General features: G+C 39.1%; 14 protein-coding genes and 1 pseudogene. 14 read left to right on the top strand and 1 reads right to left on the bottom strand.

Annotated features, from left to right (window positions below):
* The first annotated feature begins 25 nt into the window (after positions 1 to 25).
* The 3 genes from MHI10_RS04485 (at position 26) to MHI10_RS04495 (ending at position 4,650) form a co-directional block, all read left to right on the top strand.
* Positions 26 to 940, top strand: coding sequence for an ABC transporter permease (locus MHI10_RS04485; RefSeq protein WP_340783346.1), 915 nt, complete (start codon positions 26 to 28; stop codon positions 938 to 940).
* Between the two features lie 15 nt (positions 941 to 955).
* Positions 956 to 2,785 (top strand): oligopeptide ABC transporter substrate-binding protein, encoded by a 1,830-nt coding sequence (locus MHI10_RS04490; RefSeq protein ID WP_340783347.1) that lies wholly within the window; start codon positions 956 to 958, stop codon positions 2,783 to 2,785.
* A 362-nt stretch (positions 2,786 to 3,147) separates the two neighbouring features.
* On the top strand, positions 3,148 to 4,650 hold the full coding sequence (locus MHI10_RS04495; protein ID WP_340783349.1) for an acetyl-CoA hydrolase/transferase family protein: 1,503 nt from the start codon (positions 3,148 to 3,150) through the stop codon (positions 4,648 to 4,650).
* Between the two features lie 78 nt (positions 4,651 to 4,728).
* Here the strand turns inward: MHI10_RS04495 and MHI10_RS04500 are convergent, their stop codons facing one another.
* The gene (locus MHI10_RS04500) at positions 4,729 to 6,411 is read right to left on the bottom strand and encodes an Rqc2 family fibronectin-binding protein (protein ID WP_340783351.1); all 1,683 of its coding nucleotides are present in this window, start codon (positions 6,409 to 6,411) and stop codon (positions 4,729 to 4,731) included.
* Positions 6,412 to 7,585: 1,174 nt separating this feature from the next.
* Between MHI10_RS04500 and MHI10_RS04505 the strand changes: the two genes are divergently transcribed.
* The 11 genes and pseudogenes from MHI10_RS04505 (at position 7,586) to pknB (ending at position 19,185) form a co-directional block, all read left to right on the top strand.
* Positions 7,586 to 8,461, top strand: coding sequence for a YicC/YloC family endoribonuclease (locus tag MHI10_RS04505; RefSeq protein WP_340783354.1), 876 nt, complete (start codon positions 7,586 to 7,588; stop codon positions 8,459 to 8,461).
* Positions 8,462 to 8,478: 17 nt separating this feature from the next.
* Positions 8,479 to 9,096, top strand: coding sequence for a guanylate kinase (gene gmk / locus MHI10_RS04510; protein WP_340783355.1), 618 nt, complete (start codon positions 8,479 to 8,481; stop codon positions 9,094 to 9,096).
* A gap of 3 nt (positions 9,097 to 9,099) precedes the next feature.
* Positions 9,100 to 9,324, top strand: coding sequence for a DNA-directed RNA polymerase subunit omega (gene rpoZ / locus MHI10_RS04515; protein WP_057985867.1), 225 nt, complete (start codon positions 9,100 to 9,102; stop codon positions 9,322 to 9,324).
* Between the two features lie 148 nt (positions 9,325 to 9,472).
* Positions 9,473 to 10,012, top strand: a pseudogene (coaBC, locus tag MHI10_RS04520) (bifunctional phosphopantothenoylcysteine decarboxylase/phosphopantothenate--cysteine ligase CoaBC); the annotation flags it as partial.
* Between the two features lie 26 nt (positions 10,013 to 10,038).
* On the top strand, positions 10,039 to 12,447 hold the full coding sequence (gene priA / locus MHI10_RS04525; protein WP_340783358.1) for a primosomal protein N': 2,409 nt from the start codon (positions 10,039 to 10,041) through the stop codon (positions 12,445 to 12,447).
* A 59-nt stretch (positions 12,448 to 12,506) separates the two neighbouring features.
* Positions 12,507 to 12,998, top strand: coding sequence for a peptide deformylase (gene def / locus MHI10_RS04530; RefSeq protein WP_340783359.1), 492 nt, complete (start codon positions 12,507 to 12,509; stop codon positions 12,996 to 12,998).
* 3 nt (positions 12,999 to 13,001) lie between these two features.
* Positions 13,002 to 13,943, top strand: a complete 942-nt coding sequence (gene fmt, locus MHI10_RS04535; RefSeq protein WP_340783360.1) for a methionyl-tRNA formyltransferase — start codon at positions 13,002 to 13,004, stop codon at positions 13,941 to 13,943.
* Positions 13,940 to 15,301: a 16S rRNA (cytosine(967)-C(5))-methyltransferase RsmB gene (gene rsmB / locus MHI10_RS04540; protein WP_340783362.1), complete on the top strand. Its 1,362-nt coding sequence runs from the start codon at positions 13,940 to 13,942 to the stop codon at positions 15,299 to 15,301. The genes fmt and rsmB overlap by 4 nt, the downstream gene beginning before the upstream one ends.
* A 3-nt stretch (positions 15,302 to 15,304) precedes the next feature.
* On the top strand, positions 15,305 to 16,453 hold the full coding sequence (gene rlmN / locus MHI10_RS04545; RefSeq protein ID WP_340783364.1) for a 23S rRNA (adenine(2503)-C(2))-methyltransferase RlmN: 1,149 nt from the start codon (positions 15,305 to 15,307) through the stop codon (positions 16,451 to 16,453).
* Positions 16,454 to 16,462: 9 nt separating this feature from the next.
* Complete coding sequence (locus tag MHI10_RS04550) at positions 16,463 to 17,209, top strand: Stp1/IreP family PP2C-type Ser/Thr phosphatase (RefSeq protein ID WP_340783365.1); 747 nt, start codon at positions 16,463 to 16,465, stop codon at positions 17,207 to 17,209.
* Between the two features lie 2 nt (positions 17,210 to 17,211).
* On the top strand, positions 17,212 to 19,185 hold the full coding sequence (gene pknB, locus MHI10_RS04555; RefSeq protein ID WP_340783367.1) for a Stk1 family PASTA domain-containing Ser/Thr kinase: 1,974 nt from the start codon (positions 17,212 to 17,214) through the stop codon (positions 19,183 to 19,185).
* The last annotated feature ends 5 nt before the right edge of the window (positions 19,186 to 19,190 follow it).

Here is a 19,190-nt window from a genome sequence, read left to right on the forward strand (position 1 = left end):
ATGACTAAGGAGAGATGATTTCAAGATGGCAAAAAAAAATAAAAAAGCAGTAGAAAACTTTAAATCTGAAAGCTCTCCACCAACAGGTATTCAAGTTGTTTTACGAGAGTTTAAAAAAGATAAATTAGCAATGTTCTCGATAGTAGGGATTTTCGCATTAATGGTAGGGATATTATATTTATATTTCTTTGAAATTGATAAAGCTGCAGTTATGAAAATTAGCTTAATCGATCGTTTTACGGAACCTGGAGTGAGAGGCTATATTTTAGGGGCAGATGAGGCTGGAAGAGATATGTTTGGGCAACTTATTATTGGTGCTACAAACTCAATTTCAATTGCGGTTGGCATTACGTTAATCGCGAACATTGTAGGGATTACTTTAGGAATTATTATGGGGTATTACGGAGGTTTTATCGATAATTTCTTTATGCGCATTATCGATTTTTTCGTCACTTTACCAACGTTAATGATCATCATTGTAGTCATAACAATTGTCCCGACATACGGAATTTGGGAGTTAATCTATATTATCGCAGCATTCCAGTGGATGAGTACGGCAAGGTTGGTGCGATCCAAAGCGCTTTCTGAAGCGCGTCGGGATTATATTAGTGCCTCCAAAACGATGGGGACGAGTGATTTTGCGATCATGTTTAAGGGATTATTACCGAATTTAAGTTCACTGTTAATTGTGGAAGTTACGCTAAGTTTTGCAGGTAACGTCGGCATTGAAACAGGTTTATCGTTTTTAGGATTCGGTTTACCACCGTCAACACCAAGTTTAGGGACATTAGTTGCTTATGCGATGAATCCAATTGTTTTATCGAGTAAATGGTGGGTATGGTTACCCGCATCAATATTAATTTTAGTATTGATGCTTGGTATAAATTACGTTGGACAAGCGTTACGCCGAGCAGCTGACGCGAAACAACGACTAGGATAAAGGGGAGGAAAAAAGATGAAGAAAAAGTATTGGCTACTTCTTTCAACGGTTTTCGCTATCATGTTAGTTCTTGCTGCATGTAGCGGAAAAGATTCAGAAACAGGTTCAGAAAAACCAGCAGATAATGAACCAGCGAAGACAGAAGACGGTGCAAAAGATGAAGGTGGATCAACTGCTGAGCAACCAACATTACCATCGGATGTAACAAATGAAGGGGATGCACTTGCGGGCGGTACATTAAAGTATGCTTTAGTAGCAAGCTCTCCATTCAAAGGTGTTTTCAGTTGGGAATTATATCAAGATGCTTATGATTCTGAAATTATGAAACTAATGACGAATTCGCTTTTCGATACAGGTAAGGACTTTTTGGTTACGGATAAAGGAATTGCGAAATTAGATGTTGACGCAGATAATAATAAAGCTACTGTAACGATTAAACATGATGTGAAATGGTCTGATGGTACGACTTTAACTGCAGATGACTTAATTTACCCTTACGAAATTATTGGTCACCCAGATTACACGGGTATTCGCTATGATGGGGACTTCCAAAATATCATTGGTGCTGAAGAATACCATGCAGGTGAAGCGGATACGATTTCAGGTATTAAAAAGATTGATGACAAATCAATTGAAATTACATTTAAGAAAGTATCACCAGCAATCTTCTCTATTGGTGATGGTTTATGGGAATATGCAGCGCCGAAACATCAGTTAAAAGATATTCCTGTAGCTGATTTAATTACGTCAGATGCAGTTCGTAAAACACCAATTACTTTAGGTGCATTCAAATTAGATAAATTAGTTGATGGTGAATCTGTTCAGTTCGTAGCAAATGAACACCACTGGAGAGGGAAACCAAAATTAGATAAAGTAGTATTGCAAATCGTGCCACCTGCATCGATTGGGGAAGGTTTACGTACAGGTCAATACGACATTGCGATGTCATACCCTGCCAATCAGTATGATGGTGTGAAAGATTTAACGAACTTAACAGTGTTAGCTCGTCCAGAATTAGCTTATTCTTATGTTGGCTTTAAATTAGGGAAGTATGATACAGCTCAAGGGATTAGCATTACAGATGAAAATGCGAAAATGAATGACGTGAAATTACGTGAAGCGATTGCCTATGCAATGGATATTGAGCAAGTAGGGGATCGTTTCTACCAAGGTTTACGTTCTCGTGCAACGGGATTAATTCCACCGACATTCGCATCATTCTATGACAGCACTTTAGAAGGCTTCAACTATGATCCAGAAAAAGCGAAAGCATTATTAGAAGAAGCTGGATATAAAGATACAGATGGCGATGGTATTCGTGAAGATAAAGAGGGCAACAAATTCTCAATTAACTTAGCTTCAATGGCGGGTTCAGATACAGACGAAGCAATCGTTGAGTATTACCGTCAAAACTGGCAAGATGTTGGTTTAGATGTACAGTTATCGACAGGTCGTTTAATCGAGTTCCAAAGTTTCTACGACAAAGTAAAAGCAGATGACCCTGAAATCGATATGTTCATGGCTGCATGGGGTACAGGTACAAACCCATCTCCAGCAGGTATTTATGAAAAAGAAGCAGCATTCAACTATAGCCGCTTCGTTTCGGATGATTTAACAGCTTTACTTAAAGATATCGACTCGAAAGATTCAATGGACGCTGCTTACCGTGCAAAAGCATTCCGCGCGTGGGAAGATTATATGTTTGCACAAGCAACAACAGTGCCAATGTATTTCCGTACAGAAATCATTCCAGTTAACAAACGTGTAAAATATTATAACATTGACTGGGAGAATGAAATTAAATGGCATGAAGTAGAAGTAGTAGCTGAAGATTCAGTGAAATAATTTAAAATGAAAAACCTCGAACGCTAAAAAAAGTTCGAGGTTTTTGTTTTGAATGGAGATACTATTCAGAGAGCTTCGGAACTTCGAACTTCTATATATGCCTAAGCTGATATTAGCTACCGTATACTTAGTGGGATTTATATAACAACTCATATTAGATATGTTAAGTTGGAATATTTCTGTTTTGAGAAGGATTTCTATTACTTAATCTAGAATGTTACTAACGTAAGGGATAGTTTGTCCAAAAGTAGTATCGTAAAAAAGTATTTCATCATTCATGGTTTGACCTGTGTTTTTAAAATGGTTTTGAAAACATGGCAAGTATAAAAAACTTTTACTGAAGAATGGGGAGGGCATTTATTATGGATACAATATTAAACGCTAGAATTCGTTGCAATGCATTGGAGGACAAAGTTGTATCAGCAGAAACGGCAGCATCTTGGATTAAAGATGGGATGTCACTGGGGATGAGTGGTTTTACTCGTGCGGGTGATGCAAAAACGATTCCGCTTGCATTAGTTGAAAAAGCAAAGACAGAAAAATTCCAAGTGGATGTATACACAGGTGCTTCATTAGGACCTGAAGTAGACCAAATGATGGCGGAAGCAGGTATTATTCGTAAACGTGCACCATATCAAGGTGATCCAGCCATTCGAAAAGCCATTAATACAGGAAAAGTTTTATATACAGACATGCATTTATCACATAACGCAGAATTAATTCGACAAGGCATTATTGGACCAATTGACTTTGCGATTATTGAAGCAACAGCAATTACAGAGGATGGCATGATTATTCCTACAACTTCTGTTGGAAACTCACCGATTCTTGTTCAAATGGCAAAAGAAGTAATTATTGAATTAAACCCAGAACAACCGAATTTAGAAGGCATTCATGACATTTATATACCTAAAGACCAAGGGGAACGTGACCCAATTCCGATGCTAACAGCAAGTGATCGTATTGGTACGAAAGGAATTCCGGTCGATATTAATAAAATTAAAGGGATTGTCCATTCCACAATTAAGGATGCGCCATCATTAATTGTGGAACCAGATGAAGAAACTGAGCAAATCGCACAACATTTACTAGCTTTCTTAAGAGCAGAAATTAAAAAAGGGCGTTTACCTAAAAATTTATTGCCATTACAATCAGGCGTTGGATCTGTTGCGAATGCGGTATTAAACGGCTTTTTAAACTCAGAATTTGAAGAGCTTGAAATTTTTTCAGAAGTGTTACAAGACGCTGTATTCCACTTATTAGATGCGAATAAAGTTAAAATTGCATCGGGTACGTCCATTACTTTAAGTGAAGAATGTGGTACGCGCGTTTATGGAAATATTGATAAGTATAAGGACCGTTTAGTATTGCGTCCGCAAGAAATTTCAAATCATCCAGAAGTAATTCGTCGTTTAGGAATTATTGCGATTAATACGGCATTGGAAGCGGATATTTATGGCAATGTCAATTCAACGCATGTACAAGGCACACATATGATGAACGGATTAGGTGGTTCAGGCGACTTTACACGTAATGCACGAATTTCGATCTTTGTAACGAAATCATATGCGAAAGGCGGCGATATTTCATCGATTGTTCCAATGGTTGCGCACCATGATCATACGGAACATGATGTCGATGTGATTGCTACTGAACAAGGGATTGCTGACTTACGCGGAATGGCACCGAAAGAGCGTGTGGAAGCTATTATTGAAAATTGTGTGCACCCTGACTATAAAGAAGCGCTACGAGAATACTATAATCGTGCAGTCGAAGTGACAGGAAATGCGCATACACCGCATAATTTAGAAGAAGCACTTGCATGGCATGTAAACTATAAAAAGACGAAAACGATGAAGAAGTAAGGCAATTTAGTTAACTAGCAAAAAATTAAAAAACGTCATTTTGACTCGTAATGGTCAAAATGACGTTTTTTTCGATTATTATTTTTTCATTTGCATAACGATCGCTTCATCAGGTGTCACATACAATGTTTTTTGTTCGAAATAAATAACGAATCCGGGCTTAGAGCCATTTGGTTTTTTGACATGTCGGATTTCTGTATAGTCAACAGGTACAGAAGAAGATTCGCGTGCCTTACTAAAGTAGGCACTTAAAATAGCGGCTTCCTTTAAAGTTGTTTCATCGGGAGATTCAGCATGTACAACTACGTGTGAACCTGGGATATCCTTTGTGTGCAACCAAACTTCATGACGTTTCGCTAATTTAAATGTTAAATGGTCATTTTGTTTATTATTTTTTCCAACCGAAATCAGCGTACCTGTCGAAGAAATAAACTTTTCTGGGTCTGGTTTCGTTGGTTTCTTTTTTCTTTTCGCATGGCGTAAACGCAATAAACCTTGTTCGGCTAACTCTTCGCGAATTTCTTCAATGTCGGATGGCGAGGCTTGTTGTACTTGTTGCGCAAGCATTTCTAAATATGTAATATCATCCGTTGTTTTTGCTTGCTGCTCTTCAATCATAATTAGGGCTGTTTTCGCTTTATTATATTTTGTATAATAGCTTTGCGCATTTTCGATCGGCGTTTTGCGTGGGCTAAGTGGAATGCGCACTTTTTCAGCGGTTTCACTGTAATAGTTTTCCACATCAACAAATTCAATACCCTTTTGGAAATTGTATAAGTTCGCCATTAACAACTCACCAAAAAGCTGGAATTGCTCTAAGTTTGAGGCACGTTCAAAATCTTTTTGGAGCTTTTTTTGTTTGAGTTTTAATTTATTCAGTTCATTTTGTAACCAGCGCTCTAAATCTCCTGCTTGTTGTTTGACGCGGTCTCGCTGTGCGCGGGCGAAAAATACGCGGTCCAATAATTCGCCGAGCGTAGCATAATGTGTCACTGCGCCATTTAAATGCGTAAGTTCAGTAGGGGAAAAGTATAGTTTGCCATTTTCCTCAACATACGTTGGTTTTGCAATCGTGGCAATTTCATTCATTAACTGGCGACAAGCCGTAACAGGATCTTGTGTTTTCATCCGGTGCAATAACTCATTCGCATGTAGCGGTGAAAAACCGGCGAAATGCGCGACGATTTCATTTGCTGTTACTTCCTGTGCAAAAAAGCTACGCAGTTCATCATCTGTAAGACTTGATAAAGAAACTTTATCCTGTTGTGGTGGTGCAATATAAGTTTGCCCTGGAAGCACGGTACGATAGCTGTTTACGGAAGGTGGTAAATGCTTTAAGCTATCAATAATTTTATCGTTTTCTGCATCTACTAAAATTAGATTGCTGTGGCGCCCCATAATTTCCATAATTAAAACACGTTTAACCGCGTCACCAATTTCATTTTTACTGTCAATTTCAAACGTAATGACACGTTCAAATGCATCATGTGTTACCGCCGAAATAAATCCACCCTCAATATGTTTCCGTAATAATGTACAAAACATAGGTGGCTCCGTGGGATTTTCGATGGCCTGCTCTGTCAGGTGTAGGCGTGAATAAGAAGGGTGAATGGAAAATAAGAGTTTATAGTTACTGCCTGCTGCGCGAACTTGGAAAACTACTTCTAACGCATTCGGTTGATATATTTTTGTAATTCGTCCTGATGAAAGGATTGCTAATTCTTTGCTCATCGAACGTGTAAAAAGACCGTCAAATGCCATATTCGTACCTCTTTCGTAAAGATTGTATTTCTTACTAGTCTATCTATCATAACATTATTTTCTACGTAAGTAAGTTATAGCCCCACGCTATACGGATAGAAAGGCGAAAGTGTTGGATAGAATTTAACTTAATTCAGCAGAATTCCCCTACTTCTATAAGTGGGGGATGAATGCCAAAAAGGCAATTCTATTCAGTGGGGGTTCAAACCCCGGCTGAATCAAGTTAAGCCCCGGCGGATGCCACAGATTTTTAAGGGAAGTTTTTCGAGCGAGCTCGAAAAAATCTGGACACAATTACGCCGAGGCGTAATTGATAAAGTGTTGGATAGAAATCAAAATGTGATGGATAGAACTGTCAGTTTGATGGGTATTGAAAAAAATGTAGGTTATGGTATATATAATTAATTAACGAGTTTATCATTAAAAATCCTTTCTGAAAAAGGGGTGAGGTGATTTCCATTCCGGTCCGGACGCTTTCCACGGGCACGGCTCCAACTAACTTATTTCGAGATGAATCTCGAAATAAGTGGATTTTCCGCACGTGCTGTTCCCGTAGGAGTCGCCTCCCCTTCATTCCAATCAACTCCTTCTATTCAAGTTTGTCCTAATATAAATCCTAATCATCTTTTGAATATGAAGTTAGTTTCAGCTATTCAATATCTTTATTGAAATACCAACTCGACAATAAATTTCGTTCATATAATACTGTTGAGATTGCAAAACATGCCGTTTCCCCCACTTTTATAGCACATTTTTGTCACTTAAAAGATTCAGCTTTCTCCAAAGGCTGTATGATTTTTGCTCCTCAATAACAAAAAAATAGGATAGATTTTTTCTAATGGGATAAAAGTCTATTGAGTATAACGCCCCCTCCCACGGTAGTGGCGAAATAAATGCAGAAAGTTTCAGTAGGCAAAACGTTATAAAGGCTGGCTTTGCACAAAGCACAAAGATGAGTCGTACAAATTTGTGCTAACATTGTCTGTGCGCCTCATGTGCTTAGCCAGCCTAAACTAGCACATACTTTATTAGCAACTATATTAGAAAACTTACATCATAAGGATAGATTCTTTTGTTGTACTTATATAGTTCAATTTTCTATTAAAACGTTAACACGAATTGGTTTAACATATGATATAATTATTGCAATATGCAAAGAAGGATGTGACAAGCCTTGGTGCGTAGTATGACCGGATTCGGCAGGGGGGTCACAACGACGAATAGATTTCAACTCACGGTTGAAATTCGTGCTGTGAATCATCGTTTTTTAGAAATTAATACGAAGTTTCCAAAAGAATGGATGGAATCAGAAGTAATTGTGAAAAAAATGTTATCCGATGCTGTTTCGCGCGGGAAAATAGATGTTATTATTTTTCTAAAAGAGCTACATAATGCAGAACAAGCTGTCCGCATTAATTGGCCATTACTAGAAGCTTACTTGAAAGTAAAAAGCGAGCTTTCGCAATCCGTTATAATGGAAGAGAAATGGACAATGCAGGAAATTTCAAACTTGGATCAAGTGCTGCAAATCGAGAAAGAAGAGTTTTTGCAGGATGAAATTATTCAGGCAGTAAAGGATGCATTAGCACAAGCGATTAACAGTTTAATGATGATGCGTGAGCGTGAAGGGCATGAATTACGTAATATTATGCTACAATATAAGGTTGAATTGCAGCAGCAAGTTGCTAAAATTAAACAAGCAGCCCCACAAGCGGTTGCCAAGTATCGTGAACGTTTAATTGCTCGCCTACAAGAAATAAATGATGGACAGTTGGTTGAGGAACGTTTATTAACTGAAGTTGCATTATTTGCGGAACGAATTGATATAACAGAGGAGTTAGATCGTTTAGAAAGCCATTTTGGTCAACTGACGGAAACGCTAAATGAGTCTGTTGCAATTGGTCGTAAATTAGATTTCATTATGCAAGAGATGCATCGTGAAATTAATACAATCGGTTCGAAAAATCAATCGGCAGACTGCTCCATTGCCGTTGTGCAAGCAAAAACGATTTTAGAAAAAATGCGAGAACAAGTTCAAAATATTGAATAGCTTAAAAGGAGTTACACATGAACAAACAACGTGGCTTATTAATAGTATTATCGGGTCCATCAGGTGTTGGAAAAGGGACGGTTCGTAAAGAGCTATTTTTACAACCTGATACGAACTATGAATATTCGATTTCGATGACAACGCGAAATCCTCGCGAAGGAGAAGTAGATGGTGTAGACTATTTCTTTAGAACGCGTGAACAATTTGAAGAATTAATTGAACAAGGTGGCTTGCTTGAGCATGCTGAATTTGTTAGTAATTATTACGGTACACCGCTTGCCTATGTAAAGGAAACGTTAGAAGCGGGTCGTGACGTATTTTTAGAAATAGAAGTTCAAGGTGCCGCACAAATTCGAGAAAAAGCACCAGATGCGTTGTTCATCTTTTTAGCACCACCAAGCATTTCTGAATTAGAGCAACGCTTAGTTGGACGAGGAACAGAAACTGAAGAAGTGATTGCTCGTCGAATTGCAACAGCTCGTGAAGAAGTTGAAATGATGAGTTTATACGATTATGTCGTAGAAAATGATCAAGTTCAAAATGCATGTGATAAGATTAATGCCATTATTGTGGCAGAGCATTGTCGCCGTGAACGTGTAGAAAAACGATATTTGTCAATGTTGAGAGGAGAATAAACTATGTTATACCCATCAGTAGATAAGTTAAAAACGCAAATCGATTCAAAATATTCTTTGGTAAGCTTAGCTTCAAAGCGTGCTCGTCAAATGCAAGAAGAGGGCGGCGAGCAATTAAGCTCATACGTTTCTTATAAGCCAGTTGGTAGAGCTTTAGAAGAAGTAGCAGCAGGAAAGCTTAAAAAAGCGGAACAAGATGCATCAACGATTTATGAGGATGAAATCTAAAAACTGTTTTCCAGTAAGTAAGGACATCATCTTCTGCTAGTTGGTAGAAGGTTGTCCTTTCTTTGTGATTTAATTCGATATTACTTGTAAAGTAGCTCCCTTAGAATCTTTCTTTGGGAGCTTGTCATTTGAAAGGAAGGTTTCGAACATGAAAAAGAGCAATGTGTTAGTGTGTGTTTCAGGGGGAATTGCCGTTTATAAAGCAGTCGCGCTCGTCAGCAAATTATCACAAGCAGGCATGAATGTGAAAGTGATCATGACCGCTTCGGCACAACAATTCGTCACACCTTTAAGCTTTCAAGTTATGTCAAAAAATGATGTGTTTTATGATACGTTTGACGAAAAAAACTCAGCAGTCATTGCCCATATTGATTTAGCGGATTGGGCGGACTTAATCATTGTGGCACCAGCAACAGCGAACATCATTGCGAAAATGGCGCATGGCATGGCGGATGATATGGTGACGACAACATTACTTGCCACAACAGCACCAGTGTGGGTAGCTCCGGCAATGAATGTACATATGTATGAGCATCCAGCAGTATTACGAAATATTGCCCAATTAGCAGAAGATGGGATCCGATTTATTGAGCCATCAGAAGGTTTTTTAGCATGTGGCTATGTTGGGAAAGGGCGTTTAGAAGAGCCTGAAAAAATTACGGCGCTGGTAGTAAAGCATTTTGTGCAAAGTGCTGAAAGTGATGCGAATGCGTAATGGTTATTGCAGAAGTCATTGTGGATGTATCCGCTTATCCAGTCGATCGGCCGTTTGATTATGTCATTCCAGATGAGTGGTCAGAGTTAATTGAAAAAGGCTGTCGTGTGAAAGTGCCTTTTGGTCCGAGAAATGTTCTAGGATTTGTTGTCGGCATAAAAGATGAAACGGACATACCGCTAGATAAAATGAAGTCCATTGCAGAAATTTTAGATATCGAGTCTGTGTTAACAGATGAAATGTTGAAAATGGCAAAATGGTTAAAAAATCAAACGATCTGTTATGAAATTGATGCTCTACAAGTGATGCTTCCCGGTGCATTACGAGCAAAGTATGAAAAATTTGCTGTATTAGTGACAGAAGTTGAACAGTTGCCGGAAGTCATTCAACCGTATTTTGTGAAAAATGCGAGAGTGAATCTTAAAGTAATTGAAAAGGATGCGTTACTAAAACCATTAAAACAGGCGGTCCGTAATGGGGATGTCCTAATCGACAATGTGGTGAAGCAACAGGGAAAAATTAAGCAAGTGCGAAAAGTCCAAATTGCTCCGCTTGCGCAACTGGAAGCTATAGAAGCACAGATAACGGCGAGAGCCCCAAAGCAAAAGCAGCTTGTGCAATGGATGAAGTTAAATGAAGGCCAACTTTTTACCGCCGATGAAATTTGTAAAGCAGTTGATATAACGAATGCCGTTTTAACGAGTGTGATTGACAAAGGGGCGGCCGTCTATATTCATCAAGAAGTGTACCGTGACCCGTTTACAAAAGAAGTTGCCCGAACGGATTTTTTACATTTAACAAATGAACAAGATACTGCTTTAGCACAAATAAAAAAAGCATTAGAAGAAAAGCGGCAAGAAACGTTTTTACTACACGGTATTACAGGTAGTGGAAAAACGGAAGTATATCTTCAAGCGATTCAACAGGCGATTGCCGAGGAAAAAGAGGCGATTGTGCTCGTCCCGGAAATTTCTTTAACACCGCAAATGACTGAACGTTTTAGATCGCGTTTCGGTGAACAAGTTGCGGTCATGCATAGTGGTCTTTCGGTCGGTGAAAAATATGATGAGTGGCGAAAAATCCAGCAAGGGAAAGTAAAAGTCGTTGTCGGAGCGCGCTCGGCTATTTTTGCACCGTTTACGAACTTAGGCTTAATTATATTAGATGAAGAGCATGAATCTACGTATAAACAAGAGGATTCACCCCGTTATCATGCACGCGATGTGGCTATTTGGCGTAGTCAATATTACGATTGTCCCGTCATTTTAGGTAGTGCAACACCCGCATTAGAATCCTTTGCACGAGCGAAAAAAGGGGTTTATACGTTATTAACGTTAGAAAACCGTGCGAAAAACCAAGCGTTGCCGACTGTCCATATTGTGGATATGCGTGAGCAATTGAAAGGAGGGAATCGTTCGATGTTCTCGGAGCCATTAGCTGAGGCAATCCGAACGCGATTAGAAAAGAAGGAACAATCGGTTCTATTTTTAAATCGCCGTGGTTATTCTTCGTTTGTTTTATGTCGTGATTGTGGGACGACGGTACAATGCCCAAACTGTGATATTTCGCTTACATACCATCGTTCGAATGAAAAGCTAAAATGCCATTATTGTGGACATGATGAGTATGTACCGAGCGAATGTCCGCAATGTCAAAGTGAGCATATTCGTTATTTTGGAACAGGTACACAAAAAGTGGAAGAAGAAATTTATAAGCTCTTTCCAGGTGCTCGCGTATTACGAATGGATGTCGATACGACAAAGCAAAAGGGCGCACATGAAAAAATACTCGATGCTTTTGGTGCGGGTGAAGCGGATATTTTATTAGGCACGCAAATGATTGCCAAAGGGCTGGATTTCCCGAATATTACGCTCGTTGGTGTACTAAGTGCAGATACGTCCTTGCATTTACCGGATTATCGTGCGGCTGAAAAAACCTTTCAACTAATGACGCAAGTAAGTGGACGAGCTGGTCGTCATGACAAACCAGGTGAAGTATTCGTTCAAACGTATACACCGGAGCATTATGCAATTGAATTATCGAAAGAACAACTGTATACACCGTTTTATGAACGCGAAATGTATAGTCGACATACAGCAGGTTATCCACCGTATTATTATATTGCGCTCATTCAAGTTTCACATGAGGATGTGTTGTTGGCAGCGGAATATGCAGGACGTGCTGCTGAATATTTACGTTCTAGCTTATCTTTTGAAGTGTCTGTCATTGGTCCAACAACGGCGAGTATTAGTCGACTCCAAAATAGATATCGTTACCAATGTTTGATAAAATATAAAAGAGAACCAAATTTAATTCCCGTGCTTTTACAATTAATTAAAATGTATCGCTCTGACTGGATTAAAAAAGGGATTGTGTTGACGGTTGACTTAGACCCGACAATGATTTAAGTGGATTTCAAGCAATGCCTGCATCCAGATGGGATTCAAATAGAAAGAGGTATACAAATATGGCTATTCAAGAAGTAATGGAAAATCCGGCGAAAATTTTATCGCAAAAAACAAAAGAAGTTGAAGTCATTAATGAAGACTTAATCCAACTTTTAGATGATTTATATGACACGATGGTTGAACATGATGGAGTAGGAATTGCTGCGCCACAAATTAATGTTGGTTTACGTGTTGCGATTGTTGAACTTGGGGAAGATATTTTAGAAATGATCAACCCAATCGTCATTGAAACGCGCGGTGAAGAGGAAGATGTAGAAGGCTGCTTAAGCTTCCCGGATTTATTTGGTATGGTAAAGCGCCCTACGTATGTGAAAATCGAAGCATCTGACCGTGAAGGCCGAGTTTATGAGCTCGAAGCGGAAGATTTTGAGGCACGTTGTATATTGCATGAAATTGACCATTTAGATGGTGTGTTATTTGATTCGAAAATGACGCGTGTATTAACAGCTGAGGAGCTAGAGGAATTATACGCGGACGCAGAGGAGGAATAAGCGATGACAAAAATCATCTTTATGGGAACTCCAACTTTTTCTGCGCCAATTTTGCGCATGCTACATGAAGAAGGTTATGACGTGGCTGCCGTTGTAACACAGCCAGACCGTCCAGTTGGGCGTAAAAAAGTATTAACACCTCCTCCAGTCAAGGAAGAAGCATTGGCACTTGGGATTCCTGTTATTCAGCCGGAAAAATTGCGCGGTTCACAAGAGTTACAAGATATTTTAGCACTAAAGCCTGATTTAATTGTCACGGCGGCATTCGGTCAAATATTACCGAAAGAATTACTCGATGCACCGGAGCTAGGTTGCATTAATGTACATGCTTCGTTATTGCCGCAATATCGTGGTGGTGCGCCAATCCACCAAGCGATTATGGACGGTCAAGAAAAAACAGGTATTACGATTATGTATATGGCTGAAAAATTAGATGCTGGCGATATTATTTCTCAACGTGAAATTACGATTGAAGAGACAGATCATACAGGTGGCATGTTCGAAAAATTAAGTGTTGTCGGTCGTGAACTATTAAAAGAAACATTGCCTGCTATTATCGCACGTACAAATGAGCGCATCGTGCAAAATGAAGACGATGTAACTTATGCACGAAATATTAGCCGTGAGCAAGAGTTGTTAGATTGGAATAAAGAAGCTCGCACATTATATAATCAAGTGCGGGGTTTACATCCGTGGCCTGTTGCCTATACAACTTTCGAAGGTGCGAACTTTAAAGTATGGTGGGCAAAGCTAGGAGAAACGAAGACAACTGCTACACCGGGTGAAGTAGTCAACATTGCCAAGGATCATTTCGAAGTGGCAACAGGTGATGGTAAAACATTAGCACTTTATGACGTGCAGCCAGCTGGGAAAAAACGTATGACAGCAGAAGAGTTTTTACGTGGTACGGGCTCGAAATTACAGATTGGGGACCGTTTTGAATGAGTAAAAAAAAGCCAGTAATTTGGGATGGTAATGTGCGTGACGCGGCACTAACGATTTTATTAACAGTCGATAAAAGCCAAGCGTATAGTAACTTATTATTACACCAAACAATTGAAAAATATAAAATTGATGCAAAGGACCGTGGGCTGTTAACAGAGCTAACTTATGGAACTTTGCAGCATAAGCTAACGTTAGATTATTACTTAGAGCCATTTATTCGTGGAAAAGTAGATATATGGGTGCGTTGGTTGCTGCGTATGTCGCTGTATCAAATGCATTACTTAACACGTATCCCTGCACATGCAGCAGTAAATGAAGCGGTTGAAATTGCAAAACGTCGCGGGCATCAAGGAATTGCCTCAATGGTCAATGGTATTTTACGTTCGATTTTACGTGAAGGTGTTCGTTCAACAGATTTAATTGCAAATGACAATGAGCGTCTTGCCATTGAAACGAGTCATCCGCAGTGGCTTGTCGATCGTTGGGTAGAGAGCTACGGCTTTGATGTAACACGTGATATGTTACAGGAAAACAATATTGCACCGCTCCAAACCGTTCGTGTCAATACGACAAAGGCAACAGTAGAACAAGTGCTGACAACGTTAGAACGTGAGGGTGTGAAAGCGCGTCGTAGTGAATATATGCCAGAATGTATCCATCTTGAAAGTGGTCAAGCAGCACGCACAGGTGCTTTCCGTAATGGATTAATTACGATTCAAGATGAAAGCTCGATGATTCCTGCAACGGTATTAAATCCACAGCCTGGTATGAAAGTGCTGGATATGTGTGCCGCACCAGGTGGGAAAACGACTCATTTAGCAGAAAAAATGCAAAATGAAGGACTTATTTTAGCAACGGACTTACATCCGAAAAAGTTAGATTTAATCGATGAAAATACAACGCGCTTAGGGCTTGATATCGTTCAAACAGCACCACTCGATGGGCGTAAAGCAGCGGGCATCCTTCCAGCGGAAAGCTATGATGCGATTCTTGTAGACGCACCGTGCTCAGGGCTGGGTGTAATGCGTCGTAAGCCGGATATTAAATATACAAAGCGTGAGGAAGATTTAGAAAGTCTACAATCAATTCAACTTGCGATATTAGAAAATGCAGTACAATTATTAAAAACGGATGGTCGATTAGTGTATTCTACTTGTACAGTGGACCGTCGCGAAAATGAAGGTACGGTAAATGCCTTTTTAGCTGCACACCCAGAAATGGAAGCGGTACGTTTAGAAAATTTACCAGCACAATTAGAAGCGAAACAACAAGACGGGATGTTACAAGTATTCCCGCAAGATATTGGTAGTGATGGATTTTTCGTCGCTGCATTCGTAAAAAAAGGAGCGTCCAATTAAATAATGGAGCAAGAACAATTAAAACAATTTGAAGAACGTATTCAGGATTTGGTAGAAGAAACAGCAGAAACACCAGCACGTCGTGAGAAAAAAGAAAAGCCACAATTAAAGCCTTCGATTTACTCATTACGACTAGATGAATTAAAAGATTGGTTAGTAGAAAATGGTGAAAAGGCATTCAGAGCGGGTCAAATTTTTGAATGGCTTTATGAAAAACGTGTAAAAACATATGAAGAAATGTCTAATTTATCAAAAGGTTTACGTGAAAAATTAGAACAACAATTTGGTTTAACGACATTATCAACAATTATTAAACAAGAATCAAAAGACGGTACAATCAAGTTTTTATTCCAATTACAAGACGGTTACTCAATTGAAACGGTATTAATGCGCCATGAGTACGGAAATTCCATTTGTGTGACAACACAAGTAGGTTGCCGCATTGGCTGTACATTCTGTGCCTCAACATTAGGTGGTCTAAAACGTCACTTAATGGCAGGTGAAATCGTGGAGCAAGTTGTAAAAGTACAACAAAAACTGGACGAAACAAATGAGCGCGTTTCAAGCATCGTTATTATGGGAATTGGTGAACCATTTGACAACTATGATGCGATGATGAGTTTCCTAAAAATCATGAATGATGACAAAGGATTAAACATCGGAGCGCGTCATATTACGGTTTCGACTTCTGGTATTGTGCCGAAAATTTATCAATTTGCGGATGAAGGTATGCAAATTAACTTTGCTGTTTCATTGCATGCACCAAACCAAGAAGCGCGTCAAAAATTAATGCCGATTGCACGTGCATACAAGCTAGAAGCATTAATGGAAGCTGTTCAATATTACATCGAGAAAACGGGACGTCGTGTAACGTTTGAATATGGTTTAATGTCAGGGCAAAATGATACAGAAGAAGTAGCATTAGAGCTTGCCGCATTAATTAAAAATATAAAATGTCATGTGAACTTAATTCCAATTAACTACGTGCCTGAACGCGATTATATTCGTACATCACGTAGTAAAATCTTTGCATTTGAAAAAACATTAAAAGAAAAAGGCATTAACGTAACGATTCGTCGTGAGCAAGGCTCAGATATTGCAGCGGCTTGTGGCCAATTACGTGCGCAGGAACGATCAGAAGAAACAAAGTAGGTGGACTTTATGAACTTTACAGTGAAAAGTGATATTGGATTAAAGCGAACGATAAATGAAGATCGGGCGGCGTTTTTTGAACGCCCCGATCATTATAAGCTTGCGATTTTAGCAGATGGCATGGGTGGACATAACGCAGGTGATGTAGCGAGTGAAATGGCTATAAATGAAATGCAACATTTATTTTTGAATATTGATGCACAACAATTTGCAACGTTCGAATCTCAACAGGAATGGCTTCGAGATGCCGTTTCCCATATTAATTATAAAATTTATCAATATTCTTTATCAAATGAAGGCTGTAAAGGGATGGGGACGACGCTCATTGCTGTACTGATTGATCAAAGTCATTGCATCATTAGCCATGTTGGAGATAGTCGTACGTACTTATTTACAAATGACGAAGTGAAATTAATTACACGAGATCATTCTTACGTAAATATTTTAGTGGAAAATGGGGAAATTAGTGAGGAAGAAGCACAACATCATCCACAGCGTAATTTTATTTTGAAAGCGCTTGGCACAGAATCGCATATTGAACCCGATTTTTACGAACTTGACTTACAGGATGAAGGGTATTTACTCATTTGTTCAGATGGCTTAAGCAATAAATTATCTACATTTGAAATGGCTGCCATCATTACGCTACCTGTTAAGCTTCCTGAAAAAGGGCGAAAACTTATACAGTTAGCGAATGATAGTGGTGGAGAAGATAATATTTCCCTCGTATTAATTACAACACAGGAGGAGGTGTAGGAATGCTTGTAGGTAAGCACATAAGTAGTCGCTATAAAATATTGCAACTAATCGGCGGCGGAGGTATGTCCAATGTTTATTTAGCGCATGATATTATTTTAAATCGCGATGTAGCCATTAAAATTTTACGCTACGATTTTTCAAATGAAGAAGAATTGCATCGACGTTTTCAGCGCGAGGCATTGTCTGCAACAAGTCTTACACATCCGAATATTGTAAGTATTTATGATGTTGGTGAAGATGGCGACATGCACTACATTGTAATGGAGTACATTAAAGGGAAAACATTAAAGCAATACATACAAGAGTTTTCACCATTATCTCCAGCTCGTAGCGTGCACATTATGAAGCAATTAACATCCGCAATGTCTCAAGCGCATGAAAACGGCATCATTCACCGTGATATTAAGCCACAAAATATTTTAATGGATGAAGAAGGCAATGTGAAAATTACAGATTTCGGAATAGCTACTTCTTTAGGTGCAACATCGTATACACAAACGAATTCTGTCATTGGAACGGTGCATTATTTATCGCCAGAGCAAGCGCGTGGTGGTATTGCTTCGATGAAATCGGATATTTATGCGCTTGGCATTGTATTGTATGAATTATTAACAGGGGAATTACCGTTTTCCGGTGAATCTGCCGTGTCGATTGCATTAAAGCATTTGCAATCAGAAACGCCTTCTGTTCGTGAATTTGACGCATCGATACCGCAAAGTATTGAAAATATCGTATTAAAAGCAACGTCAAAAGATATGCGTCATCGTTATGCATCTACAGAAGAAATGGAAGCGGATTTAGATACATGCTTATCTATGAAACGTAAAGATGAGCCAAAATTTATGACGCCGCTTGATAATGATGCAACAAAGTTAATTCCAATCATTAAAGATCCAACACCAGTGCAACCGTCAATTCCAGCAACGAATGAGCCAACTGTTAAAATAGAACCACAAAAAGTAGAACCTATTCTTCCGCAACAAAAAAAGAAGAAAAAATGGCCGATTTTTGTAGGTATCTTTGCGGCACTCGCTATTATTGGCATCGTGTTAGCCTTTGTATTAACGCCGAATAAAATCGAGGTACCAGATGTTCGAAATATGCCGATTTCGGAGGCAATTCAAACACTTGAGCGTGAAGGTTTCGTTATTGGCGAACAGGAAGAGCGTAATTCGGAGGAAATTGAATCTGGCTCTGTTATAGAAATGGCGCCATCAGCAAATTCAATGCATGTAAAAGGGACAGAAATTAATTTAGTTGTTAGCATCGGTGAAGAAACAATGCGGATGGAAGATTATAATGGTAAACCAGGCGAACAAGTGAAAGAATTGCTTGATAAACAGGATATTTTCGGAAGTGTAAGGATTGAAGAAGAATATTCACGCGAATTAGAGGGGACGATTATTGGTCAATCCCCACGAGCAAATGAAGAAATTATCGCAAAAGATACAGACGTTGTGTTGACTGTGAGTAAAGGTCTAGAGCCAGTAGCTCTTGCTGATTTACGCGGTTACAATGAAGCAAATCGTAAAGCATATGAAAAAAGCTCGGGCTTTATAATAAATGTTACGAAAAGGGAATTCCATGCGACATATCTAGCTGGCGAAGTGATTAGCCAAACACCTTCTGAAGGGACGAAGCTTAAAGCTGGCGACACGGTGAACGTCGTCGTTTCGAAAGGACCAGAAGCGAAGGCGGAAAAAGTATTTAAAAAGCAAATTCCGATCCCATTTGAGCCGCCAGTATTTGAGGAAGGGATCGAACAAGCGATTGAACAAACGGTTGTTATTTATATACAAGACAAAACCCATTCATTGGCAGATCCGTTTGACACAATCACAATTACAGATCCGACCTCTTATCTGATCGAATTAACGATTGTCGAAGGGGAAAAGGGCGCTTATCAAATTAGACGCGATAATGTCGTTATTGAAAATCAAACGATTGAGTATAAAGATATTCCAAATAATTAAGGGGG

Source organism: Solibacillus sp. FSL K6-1523, from assembly GCF_038005225.1.
Classification (GTDB): Bacteria; Bacillota; Bacilli; order Bacillales_A; family Planococcaceae; genus Solibacillus.